General features: G+C 41.3%; 10 protein-coding genes. 7 read left to right on the top strand and 3 right to left on the bottom strand.

Going from position 1 to position 18,698, the window contains the following annotated elements; genetic code table 11:
• Nucleotides 1-185 precede the first annotated feature (185 nt).
• From AACU32_RS36880 to psbA, 3 genes are all read left to right on the top strand, one after another.
• The gene (locus AACU32_RS36880; protein ID WP_096607196.1) at nt 186-3,206 is read left to right on the top strand and encodes a D-alanyl-lipoteichoic acid biosynthesis protein DltD; all 3,021 of its coding nucleotides are present in this window, start codon (nt 186-188) and stop codon (nt 3,204-3,206) included.
• 64 nt (nt 3,207-3,270) lie between these two features.
• A complete protein-coding gene (locus AACU32_RS36875; protein ID WP_096607195.1) occupies nt 3,271-4,770 on the top strand; it encodes an MBOAT family O-acyltransferase in 1,500 nt (499 codons plus the stop codon).
• A 244-nt stretch (nt 4,771-5,014) separates the two neighbouring features.
• Nucleotides 5,015-6,097, top strand: coding sequence for a photosystem II q(b) protein (psbA, locus tag AACU32_RS36870; RefSeq protein WP_096607194.1), 1,083 nt, complete (start codon nt 5,015-5,017; stop codon nt 6,095-6,097).
• 153 nt (nt 6,098-6,250) lie between these two features.
• Here psbA and AACU32_RS36865 read toward each other — a convergent pair whose 3' ends face one another.
• The 3 genes from AACU32_RS36865 to AACU32_RS36855 form a co-directional block, all read right to left on the bottom strand.
• On the bottom strand, nt 6,251-8,704 hold the full coding sequence (locus AACU32_RS36865) for an EAL domain-containing protein (RefSeq protein ID WP_339378579.1): 2,454 nt from the start codon (nt 8,702-8,704) through the stop codon (nt 6,251-6,253).
• A gap of 472 nt (nt 8,705-9,176) precedes the next feature.
• The gene (locus AACU32_RS36860) at nt 9,177-9,908 is read right to left on the bottom strand and encodes a DUF928 domain-containing protein (RefSeq protein ID WP_339378578.1); all 732 of its coding nucleotides are present in this window, start codon (nt 9,906-9,908) and stop codon (nt 9,177-9,179) included.
• A 262-nt stretch (nt 9,909-10,170) separates the two neighbouring features.
• Complete coding sequence (locus tag AACU32_RS36855) at nt 10,171-11,760, bottom strand: NF038122 family metalloprotease (RefSeq protein WP_339378577.1); 1,590 nt, start codon at nt 11,758-11,760, stop codon at nt 10,171-10,173.
• 627 nt (nt 11,761-12,387) lie between these two features.
• On the opposite strand from AACU32_RS36855, the gene AACU32_RS36850 reads away from it, so the two are divergent.
• From AACU32_RS36850 to AACU32_RS36835, 4 genes are read left to right on the top strand one after another with little or no spacing between them, the layout of a single operon-like run.
• A complete protein-coding gene (locus AACU32_RS36850) occupies nt 12,388-12,927 on the top strand; it encodes a late competence development ComFB family protein (RefSeq protein ID WP_339378576.1) in 540 nt (179 codons plus the stop codon).
• Nucleotides 12,928-12,983: 56 nt separating this feature from the next.
• Nucleotides 12,984-15,989, top strand: a complete 3,006-nt coding sequence (locus tag AACU32_RS36845) for a beta strand repeat-containing protein (protein ID WP_096607191.1) — start codon at nt 12,984-12,986, stop codon at nt 15,987-15,989.
• Nucleotides 15,979-18,582, top strand: a complete 2,604-nt coding sequence (locus AACU32_RS36840; protein WP_096607190.1) for a CHAT domain-containing protein — start codon at nt 15,979-15,981, stop codon at nt 18,580-18,582. Before AACU32_RS36845 ends, AACU32_RS36840 begins: the two co-directional genes overlap by 11 nt.
• Nucleotides 18,546-18,695: a hypothetical protein gene (locus AACU32_RS36835; protein WP_339378575.1), complete on the top strand. Its 150-nt coding sequence runs from the start codon at nt 18,546-18,548 to the stop codon at nt 18,693-18,695. The genes AACU32_RS36840 and AACU32_RS36835 overlap by 37 nt, the downstream gene beginning before the upstream one ends.
• Nucleotides 18,696-18,698 lie beyond the last annotated feature (3 nt).

Raw genomic sequence — 18,698 nt, 5'->3', positions numbered from 1 at the left:
AACGGAAAATCTAAACATAGGCATAGCTCGCAAATGTACATAAATAACTATCTTTGCCCATATTGCTAAGGAAGAAGGTAACAAAAGTGTTAAAAACAAACGTCAGGGTGTGATAAATCTATGGTTCTAGTTTACAAGTGCAAGCACTATCCCCCAATACTCGCTGCCTCTAAAGTTAATTGCCCATGAAAAAAGCATCACTAGATCGCCAGAAATCAATAGTGCAATGGGTAAGCCAAGCAACTGGAATTAACACTTTCGGCGTGAAAGTCCGGTTGCGGGGAAATGACCTACATATCCTTTGTGAAGGGACAGAGTGTCCGCGACGTTGGCACATTCTCTCTGACTTGCTGCAAGCACTCCAGCAAACAGATTTAGATATCCTCACAAACAGCGAACAACCCTCAATATACCAAGTATTTGTCTACGGCCGAAAAAAAGGGGAGCATCGACCCCAATGGTGTCATCGGGTTTACTTAAATCAACTCGAAAAACATTTGGAGCAGGTGAAGCAAGCTCTGCTAGAAGACGAGATGAGATCCCAACAATCAGCTGGGGCGCTGATTGTCTCTAATGAAAGCTTAGCAAAACAAGGACATCCCGATGCGATCGCCCGCTACCTTAGCGAAACTCTGAGTACCTTGGGTGTAGCAGTACAGGTGAAAGTCAAGCCGCAAGAGGGACATCGCCTGTGGATATTTTGTCAGTCGGGTTATAGTCCCGATTCAGCATTACTCGCAGAGCCAGTAGCCCAAAAGTTAAGACATCTCAAGCTTAGTGGCTATCAAGATGCAGTGATTGTTTCGCAAGTGAATGGTGAAACTTCACCTGATTGGCTGCTGCGGATCGATTTGACACCACCAGAGGTGATGCTTAAAGATTGGGCGCGTTGGGGAGATGTGCAAGCGATCGCCAAACTATTAACCCAGATGTTATCAGAGTTGAAGGTGGCTGTTCAAGCTTCGTTGCAAGAATCAACATTACATCTGTTTTGCAGCCCAGTTTTTGATCCTTTAGAAACAGCCCCAGCACCAGAAAAACAGCCTTGCTTACAGGCGATCGCATCGCAGCTAGAAGCGATCGCACCCCAAGGTATCAAAGCCGCTACCTTATATGGACAAAAAACAGCCGACAAACAACCAGCTTGGATTGATTGGCTTTCCTTACCCGCAACCCAGCATCCAGCCCTAGCCCCATCAGCCCTAGAGTTAGCCACGACTGGCGATCAACCCGCCATCCATTACCTCCTAGAACGGTTACTTAATCCTGACTTAGATTGGCGATTAAAAACAGGTGGTATTCGCGTAGTCCCCCTAATTAAAGGTGACTTATTACACGTCATGTGTGATGCTCCTGTTTGCCCAAATCGCAAAAAAGTCGCCAAAAAAGTCTCGCAATTAATCCGTGAGTTAAAAATTCCTGGAGTTTTGGGAGTACGTGTCTATGGGCGGCGTGCAGGTAATAAAGAACCAACGTGGCATCATGGCGAAGATTTTATACCTCGTCAACGTTTAGTACCAGAAGCCACTCCAGAATTTGCCGCCACTGCGATTTACATTAAAGATCTAGTAGCTTCCCCGCCCAATGAACCAATCTTACGTCCCGACTTGACGACAGAGGCAGTTCAAACTTTTATTCAAGAAGTAACGCGGGATCAGGTAACCACAGCAACAGCAAAAGTTAAAAAGTGGTTATTACAAACCCAGCTATTTACAGAAATTGATCGCCCAACAGAGTATAATCTGGAGGCTCAAGGTCTAAAAATAGGCATTGTCTGGGGTACATTAGGATTATTGCTGACTATGCAAACTGATTGGGTGTTGGGTCAAATTATGACTCGCAACATCCCAAGTTCGCCGCCTCAGGTTGCTAGTGTCGTCACGCCATCATCCTCTGCCCAAAAAACAACTCCCCAATCTGGGGAAAATCCCAACCAAAGAACAGCATTTTTGGCTAACACCAGTCAGAATAAACCTGATACAAGCCACAGTTCTGTATTCAATGCTTCTAGCTTTACCGAGAATGAAGATAGCGAAACAGAGAACTTGCAAGCTGCACCACTAAAGGGAAAAGCCACCGCCACCGCCATTTTGTTAGCAGCGCGATCGCAAATGCCCAGTTTTAATGCTAGGCAATTAGATGAGCAAATAGCCTTATACAAACAGCGGTTGGCTAAAAATGGTAGTCCTCCCCATGTGTTGATTATTGGCTCATCTCGTGCCCTTAGAGGAGTCGATCCTGCCGCTCTTTCGCAAACCTTAGCAACTCAGGGTTATCCTAACGTTGATGTTTTTAACTTTGGTGTCAATGGTGCCACAGCCCAAGTTGTAGACTTTATTATCCGTCGCGTATTAGAACCACAAGAACTACCAAAACTGATTTTATGGGCAGATGGTTCCCGTGCATTTAATAGCGGACGGAAAGATATGACTTTTGCCGCGATCGCCTCATCAGCAGGCTACAAACAGGCCTTACAGAAAGCGATCGCCACAGGTACCACTGATGACTTACTCAAAGATCCGGCAAATTCTTCTGGCAAGAAAAAAACAAAAACCCAAAAGCCAGAAATGAGTAGCTATCAACTTGCCAATGAGTGGCTTAATCAAGCTTTAGCCGCTGTTTCTGCTAGCTATCCAAACCGCGATCGCATCAAAGATTTATTACGAAAACAACTCAACTCCTTACCTTTAATGAGTGAGCAAACTCAGGTAAAAACCTCTACGCAGTTAAGTAACGACGTTTTAGAAGAAGATACTTCTCAGCAGTCCGTTGACTTTGATGGTTTCCTACCTTTATCTATCCGCTTCCATCCGGATAGATACTATCAAAAACACCCCAAAGTTTCAGGTAATTACGACAACGATTATCAATCTTTTCAAATAACAGGTGAACAAGACGCTGCTTTCCAAGCACTGCTTCAGTTTACCCAATCTCGAAAAATTTCTCTAGTATTTGTCAACATGCCCCTAACCGCAGAATATTTAGACCCAATACGTCAAAAATATGAGCAAGAATTTCAAAAATATATGTTACAAATGTCTAAAAATCCCAACTTTATCTATCGAGACATAAGTAAATTGTGGCCAAAAGTTAATGACTACTTTTCCGATCCCAGTCACCTCAACCGCTTTGGAGCCTACGAAGTCTCACAAAAACTAGCTCGCGATCCGATGATTCCTTGGCCGACGGGCGAAGTAAGCAGATGAGGGGGATGAGGAAGACAAATGACAAATGACTATTGACAAATGACTATTGACTATTGACTAAACAATGAACTTCATTTCTCTTTTCTATGGAATTTTCCTGCTGAGTGTACTAGGAATTTACTGGTCTTTGTCAGAACAAAGATTACGGTTGTGGACTCTGTTGATTGCCAGTCTGATATTTTACGCATCTTTAAATGTTCAGTACATACCACTATTATTAGCACTGACTTTTATTAATTTCCGTTTAGGACTGGAGATTGGCAAACATACATCACCAGGACAACGTTCTCTTGATGGAAGAATTTCTAATGATGAGTGGCTATTTGCTCAAGCTGATTGGAATCAACAGCGGTTAAAAATTTTATGGGTTGGAGTAATTTTAAATGTTTTATTGTTACTAGGATTTAAATATCTACCACTGGTATTCAAAGTGGCTTTTCATGTGCAAACAAACTCAGAAGATGCCGCTTTTAAATTTATCGCCCCTTTGGGAATTTCATTTTTTACTTTTGAATGTATTTCTTATTTAATTGATGTTTATCGGGGTGCGCCTGCTACGAATCAATTTCTTAAATTTGCCGCTTATAAATTATTCTTTGCGAAACTAATTTCCGGTCCAATTACTCGCTACCACAACCTAGCAACTCAAGTAAATACACTACAATCACCTATTCCCGCTCAAGTCGCTGAGGGATTGTGGTTAATTGCTAGAGGTGCAGTTAAAAAAGGTATATTGGCAGATCATTTAGGAATTTTTGTAGATTTATGTTTTGGTAATTTGACTAGAGCAGGCAGTACAGACCTGTGGTTAGCTATATTTGCCTATGGTTTACAGTTATATTTAGATTTTAATGGTTATGTAGACATTGCTCGTGGTAGTGCATTGCTATTTGGCTTTGTCTTGCCAGAAAATTTTGACTTTCCTTACTTCAGCACCAGCATTGCAGAATTTTGGCGGCGCTGGCATATGACTTTGGGTGATTGGTTACGGAACTATGTTTACTTTCCTTTGGGTGGTTCCCGTAGAGGTTTAACACGCACCTGCTGGAATTTACTAATTGTCATGCTAATTGCTGGTATTTGGCATGGTTCAGCCTTAGGTTTTATCGTCTGGGGTGCATATCACGGTTTAGCTTTGATAGTTCACCGCCTGACAGATGCGATCGGCGATCGCAATGAAAATTTGGATCATTTTTGGCAAAAGCCTCTAGGCATATTTTCCGCTTGGCTATTTACCCAACTGATGGTTTTCACATCTTGGATCTGGTTCCGACTACCCAACCTCAAAGATTCTTCTTTGGTATTTCGGCATCTGTGGGGTTATCCGGCTGATATCCAGTTTGCCCAAAAAGTCTACGTAGAAGCCCTTAACATCAGCCAATCCCAACTTGCTGGCAGATTAATATTTTTAGCTTTGTTCATGACCCTTGTCTATGCCTTCAAGAGTCGGCTTAAAGTAGAATTCAACTGGCCTGTCAAACTTGTCTTTGTACCTCTTTGCTTCTACGCCGTGTGGTTATTGGCTCCAGAAGGCAGCTTGCCATATATATATTTTGATTTTTAATCCACCCAAACAGATCTGGGGCAGAGGAAATGGTAAAGATCAGGGAGACATATCAATTCAAAATCAAAATTGAAACCAAAGCCCAATGCCCCTAGCCCCTATAAGTAATGTTAATGATTATTGCAAAATATTATAAAAAAATAAATAACATTTTTAACTTAAATTCATGTACAGTTAATAAGTATCGGTAAAAAATACTTTACCGTAGATTATTCACCCATAAATCATTAGCACTCATAAAACAATGACAACAACCTTACAACGGCGCTCAGGCACCAGTGTATGGGATCGGTTTTGCGAGTGGATCACCAGCACCGAAAACCGCATTTATGTCGGTTGGTTCGGCGTATTGATGATCCCCACCCTGCTAGCCGCTACCGCTTGCTTCGTAATCGCTTTCATCGCTGCTCCTCCTGTGGACATCGATGGTATCCGTGAACCTGTTGCAGGTTCATTGATTTATGGTAACAACATCATCTCTGGTGCAGTTGTTCCTTCTTCAAACGCGATCGGTTTACACTTCTACCCCATCTGGGAAGCTGCTTCCTTAGATGAGTGGCTGTACAACGGTGGTCCTTACCAATTGGTAATTTTCCACTTCTTGCTAGGTTGTGCTTGCTACATGGGTCGTCAGTGGGAACTCAGCTACCGCTTAGGTATGCGTCCTTGGATCTGCGTAGCTTACTCTGCACCTCTAGCTTCTGCTACCGCAGTATTCTTGATCTACCCAATCGGTCAAGGTTCATTCTCCGACGGTATGCCCTTGGGTATATCCGGCACCTTCAACTTCATGATTGTGTTCCAAGCTGAACACAACATTCTGTTACACCCCTTCCACATGTTGGGTGTAGCTGGTGTATTCGGTGGTTCCTTGTTCTCTGCAATGCACGGTTCATTGGTAACCTCCTCCTTGGTTCGTGAAACAACCGAAACCGAATCTCAAAACTACGGTTATAAGTTCGGTCAAGAGGAAGAAACCTACAACATCGTTGCAGCTCACGGCTACTTCGGTCGCTTGATCTTCCAATACGCTTCTTTCAACAACAGCCGTTCACTGCACTTCTTCTTGGCTGCATGGCCTGTAGTCGGTATCTGGTTTACCGCATTGGGTATCAGCACAATGGCGTTCAACCTGAACGGTTTCAACTTCAACCAATCCGTAATTGACTCTCAAGGTCGCGTCATCGCTACTTGGGCAGACGTAATCAACCGCGCTAACTTAGGTATGGAAGTAATGCACGAGCGTAACGCTCACAACTTCCCCTTAGACTTGGCTGCTGGTGAAGTTGCTCCTGTTGCTTTGACTTCTCCTGCTATCAACGGCTAATATTGAAGTCTTAGCTTAATAAAAAGCGCCTTCCAGAAATGGGAGGCGCTTTTTTATTTTGCCCAAATAAGCTCACTTCAGGAGTATTGGCGTTAGGGTCAATCATCAAACTCTTATGCAGATAAAAAACTCATCTGTAATAATTTTGTGCGCTTACTTATTTTCAAATTGGCGGTTTAGTAATGCAGTTGCACTCTTACTATCTAAGGGCTTAGAGAAGAAATAACCTTGTCCATATTCACAACCTAGTAATTGCAGTTTTGCTTTTTGCTCGGCTGTCTCTACACCTTCTGCAACCACATCCATTCCCAGTGCATGGCTAAGCAGGATCACTGTCTCAACAATTGCTTGATCTTCGTTCGTATCCTCCATCCGGCTCACGAAAGATCGGTCTACCTTTAAAGTGTTGACCGGAAAGCGGTGTAAATAACTTAAGGAAGAATATCCTGTGCCAAAATCATCAATACTTAGCTGTAGATTTAACGTTCTCAGTCTTAGCAGTATGCTAATTGCAGCTTCAACGTTATTCATTGCTACAGTTTCAGTAATTTCTAATTTTAAACTTTGTCCGTTGATCCCTGTCAGCTTCAGAATTTGCTCAATGTATTCCACCAAGTCTGGTTGAGCCAACTGATGTCCAGAAAGGTTGATACTCATTATCAGTGGTGGATCTGAAAAAAATTGAGCTTGCCAAATAGACAATTGCTGACAAGCTGACTGTAAAATCCACTTACCTAAAGGAATAATCAACCCTGTTTCTTCTGCAACTGGAATAAATTCTCCTGGAGAGACAAATCCATGCTGAGGATGTTGCCATCTCACGAGTGCTTCAAACCCAATAATTGTATCTGTTGCTAAGGAGACTATTGGCTGATAGTGGAGATAAAATTCCTGCTTGTCAATGGCGCGACGCAGGTCTATTTCTAACTGAAAACGCTTAAAAATTTGCGTATGCATATTTGTGGCAAAGACTTCATAACGTCCTTTACCCTGGTCTTTAGCCCGATACATAGCTGTATGAGCATCTCTTAGCAAAGTCACTGATTCATAGTCAAGTTCGCTCTGATTGAAAGCGATACCAATGCTAATGCTGGTGAATATTTCTTGCCCATTGTTGTGGAATGGCAAAGTCATTTCCTTGTGTATTTGGTCAGCTATGCAATTCACCTCACTGCTATCGGTTATATTTTCTAGCAAAATAGCAAACTCATCTCCTCCAACTCGTGCTATTGTGCCTCTTCGTCCTAGACAAGCTTTTAATCTTTGAGTGGCATTGATTAATAACTGGTCACCAATTTGATGACCAAGACTCTCATTAATCAGCTTGAAGCGGTCAATATTCAAAAACAGCAGGGCAAAGCGTGAATTTTTGCGCAATTTCGTATCTGCGATCGCCCATTCCAATTGTTTCAAAAACAGATCGCGATTAGGAAGGCTAGTTAGAGCATCATGCAGCAAATTGTGCCTGAGCTTATAAGCCAAAAAACTTCCACCCGTTGCTACAAACGCTAGCATTGATGGTATTATAGGTATCCAGCCAGCTTGTGTAAATATACCAAAGCAAATAATAGATAAGCCCCATAAAGAAATTACTCCAGCAACTCCTAAGATTAAGGGATGACGAATTCGCCATACCATAACACCCCCAATCAAAGCCCAAGTCCACACCCATAAATATTCTGTCCATTCCGGCCAGAACCAGAAGATTGGTTGTTTGTCTAAAGTGGCGCCCAGGAGTTGACTCACAAGTTGAGCATGAAGTAGCACCCCAGGCATCCCTGGGTTTGCAGACTTACCAGCATTATAGGGAGTGAAGAACAGATCCTTGACACTAGAGGCAGTTGTACCAATTAATACTACTTTGTCCTTAACCCATTCCGGCTCAAACTCACCCCGTAGCACTTGTGTCAATGACACCCGTCGTGCGACTTGTTCAGGCGATCGATAGGAAATCATGATTTGAGTACCTGCATCATCAATGTTGTGATAGCCACCAGAATTGGGATGTAAAGGGGGGAATATAGTATTACCTAACCGTACATTCGGGTTAATTTTGACCAAAATTCCCTGTTTGCTAAGGTATTTTAGGCTTAAGCGCAAGGAGAAAGAATAGTATTGTTTCTCGCCTTGGTAAGCATGTATCCAATTGCGGCGCACAACTCCATCTGGATCAATCACAAAGTCATTGAAACCAATGTGTTCTGGGGATAAACCAGGAATAGGGGAGACTCCTTCTGCATTAGTATCACCAAGATTAGTAATAGTAATGACATTAGAAGCTTGAAGTTGCTGCATGAAAAGTTCATGGCCCGGTGGTTGGGGGAGATTACGGTAAAGGTCTAAGCCAATAGCCCTAGGTTGAGCCTGTTGCAGCTTGATTAATACTTCAGAGAGAGTTTGATCCGAGAGGGGCCACTTTTTCTGTTGTTTGATATCGGCTTCTGAGATTGTGACTACCAAAAGTCGTGGATCGGGGCCAGCATCACCGACAAGACGCACCATGTGATCAAAACAAACCAATTCCAAGAACTCTAACCAGCCAAGTTGTCTGACACCAAGCACCAGCCCTGTAATCAGAATGCTAGTAATTAGAACTGATTGCTTCAAACTCAATTTGACGATAGATCTATTAAGCTGGCGCTGACAATGGTTAGTAACTACTGATACTATAGATAAAAATTTTGTGGAATATTTAGCAATCACAATAATTCTAGATTGAGAGAGTGGACTTTTATAGATAACCGATATCAGATGAAGTGATGTCTACTGCAAACTGATGTTTTCCTTGTAATAAGAGTGTTCCCTAAGACTCAACTCAAAACTCATCTTGAAGCCATCTATATTCAAGCAATCTAGTAGTCTGTGCCATTAATTTTGATGGGCTGCGAAATCCCCGAATCATCAAAATCAATGTGGCGGAGTACTTTAACAGACCAATAATGTGTTTTCAAACAAGACATTTTGTCATCGAAATCATCATAGGGTGCGTTATGCTGCTAACGCACCCTATGATAATTGATTCTCGGTAATTATACGTATAGTAGTGAATAGGTATTTGAGAAAATTACTTAGCTTCTAATTAGCGGTCTTTTTGGATTTTGATATTCAAAAACGTTTCTTGTGCGATCGCATCCAATTTTTCAGACTGTAATAGCTCTGTCCAACTAGCAGCTAGCTTGGAGTCACGAGGTTGACTATACCGGAGTTCTGCTAAAGTAGCTAGCGCATCTTGCCACAGTCCTGCTTTAGCATATAGATTAGCACGCTCTAGCAATGATGCTTGTTCTACTTTTCTAGCAAGATTTGGGTCAACGGCTACTCGTTGAATCCATCCATGCACAACAATATCACTAGCTCTATTTTCTGGATCGCAAATTATTGATAAGTACCAATGGTATGTTTTACCTGTGATCAGTGGCGGTAAGGATGTAGAATCCAGCAAGCTAAGATTGATGATTTCTCCAGAATCAGTTTTAGTATCAGAACCGTTTTTTGTGAAAGTTTTTTCATAGACTGAATTACGACTATCATCTTGAAGCACAAACTCCATTGTTATTGGTTTAGAAGTTTGAGGTATATAGAATAAGATGTTTGGATAGGCTTGTTGTGTTAAAGCCAAATTGTTTTCTGGAACCAATGCCATTAATTTTCCAGCATTACTGGAGCATTCTCCACGGGTTCCACCTCCAGTTCTGCGTCCAGGTAAGCCCTCCTTTGGTTTATTTTCAGTGGCTAGTACCTGATTGGGAACAGCACAGGAGAGGGTAAGCAGCGCGGTTAAACAGATAGCGGTAAATGCCTTGTTCTTCATGGTTATCTTCATCAGCCTCAAGCTTGATTTAATATCTTTTATCAGTTCTACCTATTTAATCAATACTCTATTTATTAGCAATCTGCTATATTTAAATTAATTTTTATATAAATAATCAATTTTTATTTGTCGGTAATTTTTACGGAAATTTACTTAAGTAAAAATTACAATCATCTCCAGAAAGTAATTTTTATTTTTAATTATTATGATTTCTAACCTAATTACCAAGTCTATTTATGCTAGCATTAATCCGATTTGAGCCTTAATGACGCTTGAATAACCAGCCCAAGCCCATTAATCCTATAATTCCCAACCCACAAGTAGTTCTTGGTTCTGGTACAGAGACAATATCATGACTATCTTCTTCATGATCTTCATGATTATGAGTAATAAAATCTTGATTAAAGTCAGCATTTTGGATAATGTCATCTATAGTATATTGTGTTTTGTTGGCTTCGTATTCACTAGGTGATAAATAATTAATATCTAATGCTTCCAAATAGTTAGTTCCCGTAGCTGTATAATTCTTGCTACCCCTGGAAATATAATTATCAATAATACTAGCATTTAATGCTCTTTTGGGTTGTTTGATATTGACATCTACTTCAATCATGTCCTGAGATTGAGAATTGATCTCCCAGCCAATCACATCTAGTAATTTCAAATCGATATCCGATATTTCTAACTTTTCACCTTTTTTGAGAACAGGATGCATTATTCCCAATGCTTCGCCTTCACTAGCACTCCAGTGACTTGTTTGATAATTCGCACCATCAAAATTACCCAGACGTGTTTGACCGCCATCAATAGAAAAGTACTTTCCAGAACCTTTAGACCAATCAAAAACGCCTTGGTTATTGCTATTTTCAGAATAGCGAAACAGATCTATTGGAGTAACAAATGTTAAATCTTCATCATTTAAAGGTGGACTATTACCTTTAGTAACGCTGTTCATTAATACTTCAACAGCATCACTACCACTAATAATACCTAATGCGTGGCCAATTTCGTGTTGAGCTACACTAAGAAAGTCAAATTTTTTACTAGCAATAGTAGCATTATGAGAATAAACACTTGAGAAGTCCCAAATAGAATCTTGGACGAAATTACCAAATCCTGATTGCTGGGCTAACCACCCAGAATAGCTAATAATTTCTCCATTACTAGCTCGCATTGAATTACCAAGAGAAATTTGGGCATCAAATCCACTTTCATTACCTGCAATCAGATTCAGAGCTTTGGCGTTAGCACTACTCAACCAAATTGTCTTGTTATTAGCATTACCGTTATTATCTAAGATAGTATTACCAGATGATGTTAACCTTTGATAATTATCAAAATTTACAGCCCTAGAATTATTCATGACCATACTGAATTCAGAACCCATAAATTTTAGATATTTCCGGCTGAGATTTTGAATTTCTTGAAGGTCTCTGTTGGCAAAAATATTTTTATAATTATTATTTATTTGCAGATTTTTCATAGCTAGCAAATCATTATTGTCCGTTATATTTTGAAAAGTATTAGTGAGAAAATCATCGTATCCCACCTTCACCATAGTTGGGCGTGTTCCTCCCAGCGCTTTGGGGTTAGATAATTCTTGAAAATTGATATAAAGATTGACTGTAGTATCACGATTACATAGGCAATTGATATCAAAATATTTGTCCTGGAGTTTAGAAGACCAGATATTACCAGCTTTATTAAATCCATCTATGATTTCCTGAGGACTGTTTTCAGCATAGGTGAAGTTGAATTGTATCGCCTGCGCTGGAGAAATGCTGCTCAATGAACCTAAGGCTATAGTTAGTTGTGTAACTAGATTTGCTTGGTACTTAAGTTTCGCTTTCATATTTGATTTTTGGGTTACTAGTAAATAAATTTTTTTGAACATTTTTCTCAAATGTGGTGCGATTAAAAAATATTAAAATTACTATTACTAATTTTTTGAGTGAAAAACTCAGAATACTCGCTCTATGTACATCTATAGCTCAACTTTATATCAACGGCAAAATCTAGAACAGCGAAATTTCTCTGAAGCGATAATTAGGAGACTTAACTACAGTTTTATAAAAATTCCATAAAATACTAGCATATATGTAATTTTTTATACAAAAACTTTATGTTTATAAAAGTACTTATGTACACAATACTAGTAATTGCAAGAATATTTATTTAGATAATTATATAATATAAAGTATATTTTAATACTAAAAAATCTTTACTAGAGCTTTATAACGGCAATTAAATTTGGTAAGTAAACATATTATCTGTACCTAAAATTTAAAATTTTTTAGCAAAATTATTAATATCTTTAATCTGACATACATCCACAAAAAGTGGGTAAAGTCAGATGTTAGCTAATTTTTTTAATTACTTGTCAAAACCCTAGAAAACATGTTAGTTAGACGCAATATAAGGGCAATATAAAGCCGTAAGTAAAAGTTGAGATTGTATTGCTCTGTGGGGAGTTTCTTTCATGGTTTATCAGGGTCATGCTTCAGTTCAGCAATCTAAACAGCAGCGTGCATTTACAAAAAACTCGCGAAATGTGATGGAAGTGCTAGTTGTAGAGGAAGTAGAGCAACAATTCCAAGCTTTGCCCGCTAAAACTGCCAAATACACTAATCCATCTGAGGTAATTGCTTATGCATTAAATCGTCTGCCTGCGCTGTATGCTACTAGCAAGCGAGGATGGCAGCGGCAATGGCATCGGGGAAAAACCGATTTGCGATCGCAAATCGTGACAGCTGTCAGGCAAGGAATTATGGCTGTGCAACGAGACCCGCTGCGCAGTGAAAGTTCTCTAACTTTTGAGGAAGAAAATGCAGCAATGGCTGCTTTGCAAAAACTCAAAGTCTTACTTCAACGAGATGATTTATCTTGGGAGAACTTAAATGATGTGGTTGAGCAAACCTTATTAGATACGTTGCGAGGGAAGATTACCTGGGGTCAGCCTGGTGATTCAAACGAGGAAATCTTTGATTGGGAGAAGCATCCACATCATCAAAATGGATAAATTGACCCAGAAATCATTGTCAATCAAGCTCTGTCTTCTCTCAATGTTTTTAGGTAATGCGCAACCAACCAATTATTCAAGCGCTGAGACAGTATCATTACCTGCTGGCGATGACAAGTGGAATCACTATTTGCTGTTTCAGCACCATCTACCCAACGTCTGCACAAATCAGAGCCGATAACAAGCTTCCTAATGGACAAACTGTAGTTTCACCAGGAATCCAACCAGGGTTGAATTTTGTAATTACAGGCGGAACCCAAGCAGGTAGTAACCTTTTTCACAGCTTTGCAGAGTTCTCTGTCCCTAGAGGAGGCTCTGCAATTTTCCATAATCAGAACCCAGGGATTGAGAACATTATCAGCCGTGTGACTGGTGGGTTGAAATCTGAGATCAACGGTTTAATCCAAGCAAATAGCAACTTATTTCTGATCAATCCCAATGGTATTGTTTTTGGCTCCAATGCTTCACTAGATATTCGTGGCTCATTTATCGCCAGTACTGCCAGTAGTTTAAAGCTTTCTAATGGAGATGTTTTTAGTGCTACTAATCCTGCTCCACCCTTGCTAACTATCAGTGTTCCCCTAGGGTTACAATTTGCTGCCAAATCTGGAGACATTAAAGTAGAGCCTGCACAAGATGATCCGTCTTTGAGTCCGTCTTTGTTAGTGCAGCCTTTTCAAACTTTAGCTCTAGTTGGTGGCGATATTTCTGTGGCTGGCCAGTTCCTAGTTGCGCCTGGTGGTCGGGTGGAATTGGGGAGTGTGGGAGATGATAATTTTGTTAGCCTGACCCCAAGCTCTCAGGGATTTGCTTTGGGATATACAGGTGTGGAAAAGTTTCAGACAATTCAGCTCGATGGCACTGGAATTGATGTCAGTGGTGCTGGTGGTGGGAATATCCAGATTCAGGGTCAAGTAGTCACCTTGAATGAAACACAAGTGTTGGCTAATACAGATGCCAATGGTAGCCAAAGCGGTGGCTCAATAACTATCCGAGCTAATCAACTGACTTTAAATGATTCTATTGTTCAAGCAATGACATCTGGTTCAGTGCATGGTGGAGATATCAACCTGGAAGCTGCGAAAGTGACAGTTCAAGGATCATCAGCAATAGTTTCTACAGAAACAGAAGACATTGGTAAGGGTGGTAACTTAACTATTCGCGCTGATGATGTGAAATTGGCTAACTTGAGTCTTTTAGGAACAGAAACTAGAGGACTAGGTGCTGGAGGAGATGTCACAATTGAAACTCGAAAATTGAGTATCCAAGATGGCGCACAGATAGTAGCAAATACCCGCGATCGCGGTTTTGGTGGCAAACTTATAGTGAAAGCTGCTGATTCTATTGATATGCAAGGGATGGGACAGCTATCCGATACAGTGTATTTTAGTAGTTTGGTGGCGGAAACTACCAGTTCTGGACAAGCTGGGGAAGTAATTCTGGAAACCCCAATGTTGAGTATCCGTGATGGAGCCAGGATATCAGCTTCTACATTTGCTGAGGGATCAGCAGGCAGTATTAAAATTTACGCTAAAGAAACAGAACTGCTAAGTTCCCCAACAGTTGGTCAAGCTAGCGGTGTGTTTAACCAAGTGGAGTTAGGAGCCACCGGTCAGGGGGGTAACATTACCTTAGCAACTGAAAAATTACTTATCCAAGGCGGTGCGCAAGTTTCAACCAGCACCTTTAATACGGGAGATGCTGGGAGTATTTCTGTAATTGCCCCTCAGATGGTGACAGTCTGGGGAGAGCCTACAGATATCACCTTTAGTGGCTTATTTGCGCAGGTAGAGTTAGGTGCTAAAGGTCGGGGAGGTAACCTATCTATAGATACTGGGGAATTAATTCTTCAAGGAAAGCAGGCACTAATTTCCGCCTCTACTAGAGATGTAGGTTGGGGGGGGAATGTCACGATTAATACCAGAGAATTAATCGTGCGGGATGGGGCGCAGATTCAGGCGGCGACTCAGGGGAAAGCGCCTGGTGGATTAGTCAAGGTGACTGCTACAGATAAAATTCAACTGCTGGGGACTTCCTCGGTGGATCAATCATCTAGTGGTTTATTTACTTCAACATTAGGCGATGCTCCCGCCGGTAACTTGATTGTAAATACAGGCAATTTATTCATTCTGGATGGGGCGAAGATTTCTGCTTCTACCTTGGGTACAGGTGGCGGTAAAACTCCTTATGGCTCTGATAGCGACGACGGAATTAGTAGGTCTGGTAATGGTCAAGCAAACAGTGGATTGTTTGCACAAGCAAGTGGCGAAGGAAGAGCAGGCAGTATTAATTTAACAGCTCGTAATATTTTTCTTGATCGCTCTGGAGCAATTTTGGCGGAAACTACGGCTGATGATGGTGGTGATATTTCCCTGGGAGTCAGCAATATTCTGCAAATGGGACACAATAGCTTAATTTCAGCCACTGCTGGCACTGCTAGTCAACAGGGAAATGGGGGCAATATCAAGATAAATACAACTTTTTTAGTGGCAGATCCCTTAGGGAATAGTGATATTACTGCTAATGCATTTCAAGGATGGGGGGGTAACATTCAAATTACAGCTCAGAATGTATTTGGGCAGAAGTTCCGCGCACAACAGACTTCTTTGAGTGACATTACTGCTAGTTCTACCTTTGGGATTAATGGTGTTGTAGAAATTAAAACTCTTGATGCTGATCCAACTAAAGGTTTAGTAAACTTACCTCCGCAAATTACTGATAGCTCAAAACTTATAGTTCAAAGTTGCACTTCGACTTTGCTCAGTGACCAGAGACAGATTGGTAATCGGTTTGTAGTGACTGGAAGGGGTGGGCTATCACCTAGTCCTGAAGGCATACTTAGTAGCGATAGTCTGCTCGAAGATTTGGAGACGACTCCGATCAAAAATTCACAAAATATAGCTGGGAAAACTTCTGCCCCACTTGTTCCTAGTTCTAATGCGATAGTGGAAGCCCAAGCTATAGTAGTAAATTCCCAAGGTGAAGTGTTATTGATGGCACAGGCTCCTACCGCAACTCCTTATAGTACTTGGTCGCCCTCAACTAATTGTTATGCACATTAATCTATATTTTTATGGTCATAAAAGTACCTGGAAACGAGTATATGTTCGTTTCATTGTATTTATACTTTGGATGTTCTTAGGACTAGTTTGTAATTTATTGCCTGCGATCGCCAAAGTTGATTCTTTGCCACCATCCCTAATGCAAGTATCATCCAATGTGGCAAAGCAGGAGGAGCAAGGCAGGCAATATTATGATGCAGGGCAGTTTTTAGCAGCAGTCAAAATCTGGCAGCAGGTTCTCCAGATTTATCAGTCACAGGGAGATACACTCAATCAAACCAGAGTTTTGAGTAATCTATCACTAAGTTATCAGCAACTAGGTCAATGGACTGAAGCTACCCAAACAATTGCTACTAGCCGAGAATTGTTACAGAAAAAACAGGGTGAGCAAGAATATTTGCCAGTCTTGGCTCAAGTCCTAAACACCCAAGCTAGTCTCGAGTTAGCAACGGGAAAATCTGAAGCTGCACTCTTCACTTGGCAACAAGCCACGACCACTTACATCCAGGCAAAAAATGAGACTGGGGTGCTGCGTAGTTTGATCAATCAATCTCAGGCTTTAAAGGCGCTGGGATTATATCGGCGAGCCTTATCGACACTAACTCAGGTAAACCAAATCCTGCAAAAACAACCTGATTCACCGCTCAAAACAGCTGGGTTACGCAGTTTAGGAGCAAGTTTGCGCTTAGTGGGGAATTTAACAGAAGCACAGCAGGTATTGCAACAAAGTTTAGCGATCGCCCAAAAGTTACAATCTCCGGCAGAAATTAGTGCGACATTGATAGATTTGGGAAATGTGGCGCGTGCAAAACAAGATTCTGAATCGGCGTTGGCTTTGTATCAACAGGCAATAGAGCTTGCACCTTCCCAGATGCTGAAAATGCGATCGCAATTAAATCAACTCAGTACCTTAATTGATACCAAGCAATGGGCATCGGCTCAGACACTATGGAGTCAAATTCAACTCCAACTTGCTGATCTACCTCCTAGCCGCACAGCAATTTATGCGCAACTGAATTTAGCCCAGAGTCTCACTCGCCTCAAGCAAGCAAATCTCCCCAATGCGCCAACCACAGAAAATATTGCCCAATTAGTAGCGAATAACCTGCAACAGGCCAAAACTTTGGGAGACAAACAAGCACAAGCCTATGCACTGGGGAAACTGGGCGGACTTTATGAACAGACTCAGCAATGGACAATTGCCCAAGATTTGACACAGCAAGCGCTGGTGTTGGCACAATCTATTAATACACCAGAAATTGCCTACCGTTGGCAATGGCAGTTAGGGCGACTTTTGAAAGTACAAGGAAATGAAGAAGGTGCGATCGCGGCTTACACCCAAGCTGTCAATACTCTACAATCCTTGCGTAGCGATTTGGTTGCCGTCGATCCAGATATTCAATTTAGTTTTCGGGAAAGTGTAGAACCAGTCTACCGCGAACTAGTCAGTTTACTTTTAGAACCTGGAGCCGCTGAACCTAGTCAAAAAGCTCTGATCCAAGCTCGTCAAGTGATTGAGTCCTTACAATTGGCAGAACTAGATGACTTTTTCCGCGAAGCCTGTTTAGATAGAAAATACACTCAAATCGATCAGTTAGATCCGGTGGCTGGAGTAATCTACCCGATTATCTTGCCAGACCGATTAGAAGTTATTATTAGCTTACCGCAGCAACCTTTACGCCACTACGCGACTTCTTTACCTCAAGCTCAGCTGGAAAGTATTGTCGAAAAACTGCGGAAAACTTTAGTCATCCGTTCCAAAGAAGACTTTTTGCCCTTGTCTCAACAAGTATATGACTGGTTGATCCGTCCAGTAGAAACCGACATAGTTAAAAGTGGGATTAAAACCTTAGTGTTTGTACCGGATGGTGTTTTCCGAAATATTCCGATGGCAGCACTACATGATAGGAATCATTATTTGGTAGAAAATTACAACATTGCTTTAACCCCAAGTCTCCAGTTACTACCTCCTAAGAAGTTGGCACAGCATAACTTTAAAGTACTTGGTGCCGGGTTAACTGAAGCCAGACAGGGGTTTTCTGCCCTGGAGTATGTAGAACAGGAAATGAAGGAAATCAAATCCGAAGTCCCAAGTACTGTTTTATTAAATGAGGAATTTACCAGTCAAAATCTGCAAACTCACTTGCAATCAGCCGTTTTCCCAATACTTCACATTGCTACTCATGGGAAATTTAGCTCCAAAGCAATAGAAACCTTTATTTTGGCTTGGGACGATCGCATCAGAATTAATGACTTAGATCAATTACTACAGATACCTGAACAGAAAAAGCAACAAGCGATCGAATTGCTGGTACTCAGTGCTTGTGAAACCGCAGTTGGAGATAAACGTGCTGCCTTAGGTTTGGCAGGAATAGCAGTCAAAGCAGGAGCTAGTAGCACTTTAGCAACATTATGGTCTGTTAATGATGAAGCAACAGCCAGTTTGATGCGTCAGTTTTACAAGCATTTGAGCAGTACTAAAGAAACCAAAGCAGAGGCCTTACGTAATGCCCAAATAGCTCTTTTAAAAGATCCCCTATCTGAGCATCCAGTTTATTGGGCACCTTACATTTTAGTGGGGAACTGGCTGTAGAGATACAGGCGATCGTCGGCACACAAAATTTAAAACAAGAGGTAGGAGAGATTCGTTGGGTGAGTGAGGTTTGTCGAATTCACGTTAAAATAGTAGCGATTAGTTATGCTTGAAGC

Origin of the sequence: Calothrix sp. NIES-2100 (assembly GCF_963875285.1) — a bacterium.
Taxonomy (GTDB): Bacteria; Cyanobacteriota; Cyanobacteriia; order Cyanobacteriales; family Nostocaceae; genus Aulosira.
The sequence above is the reverse complement of the archived record's forward strand: the minus strand, read 5'-3'. Positions and strand labels throughout refer to the sequence as shown.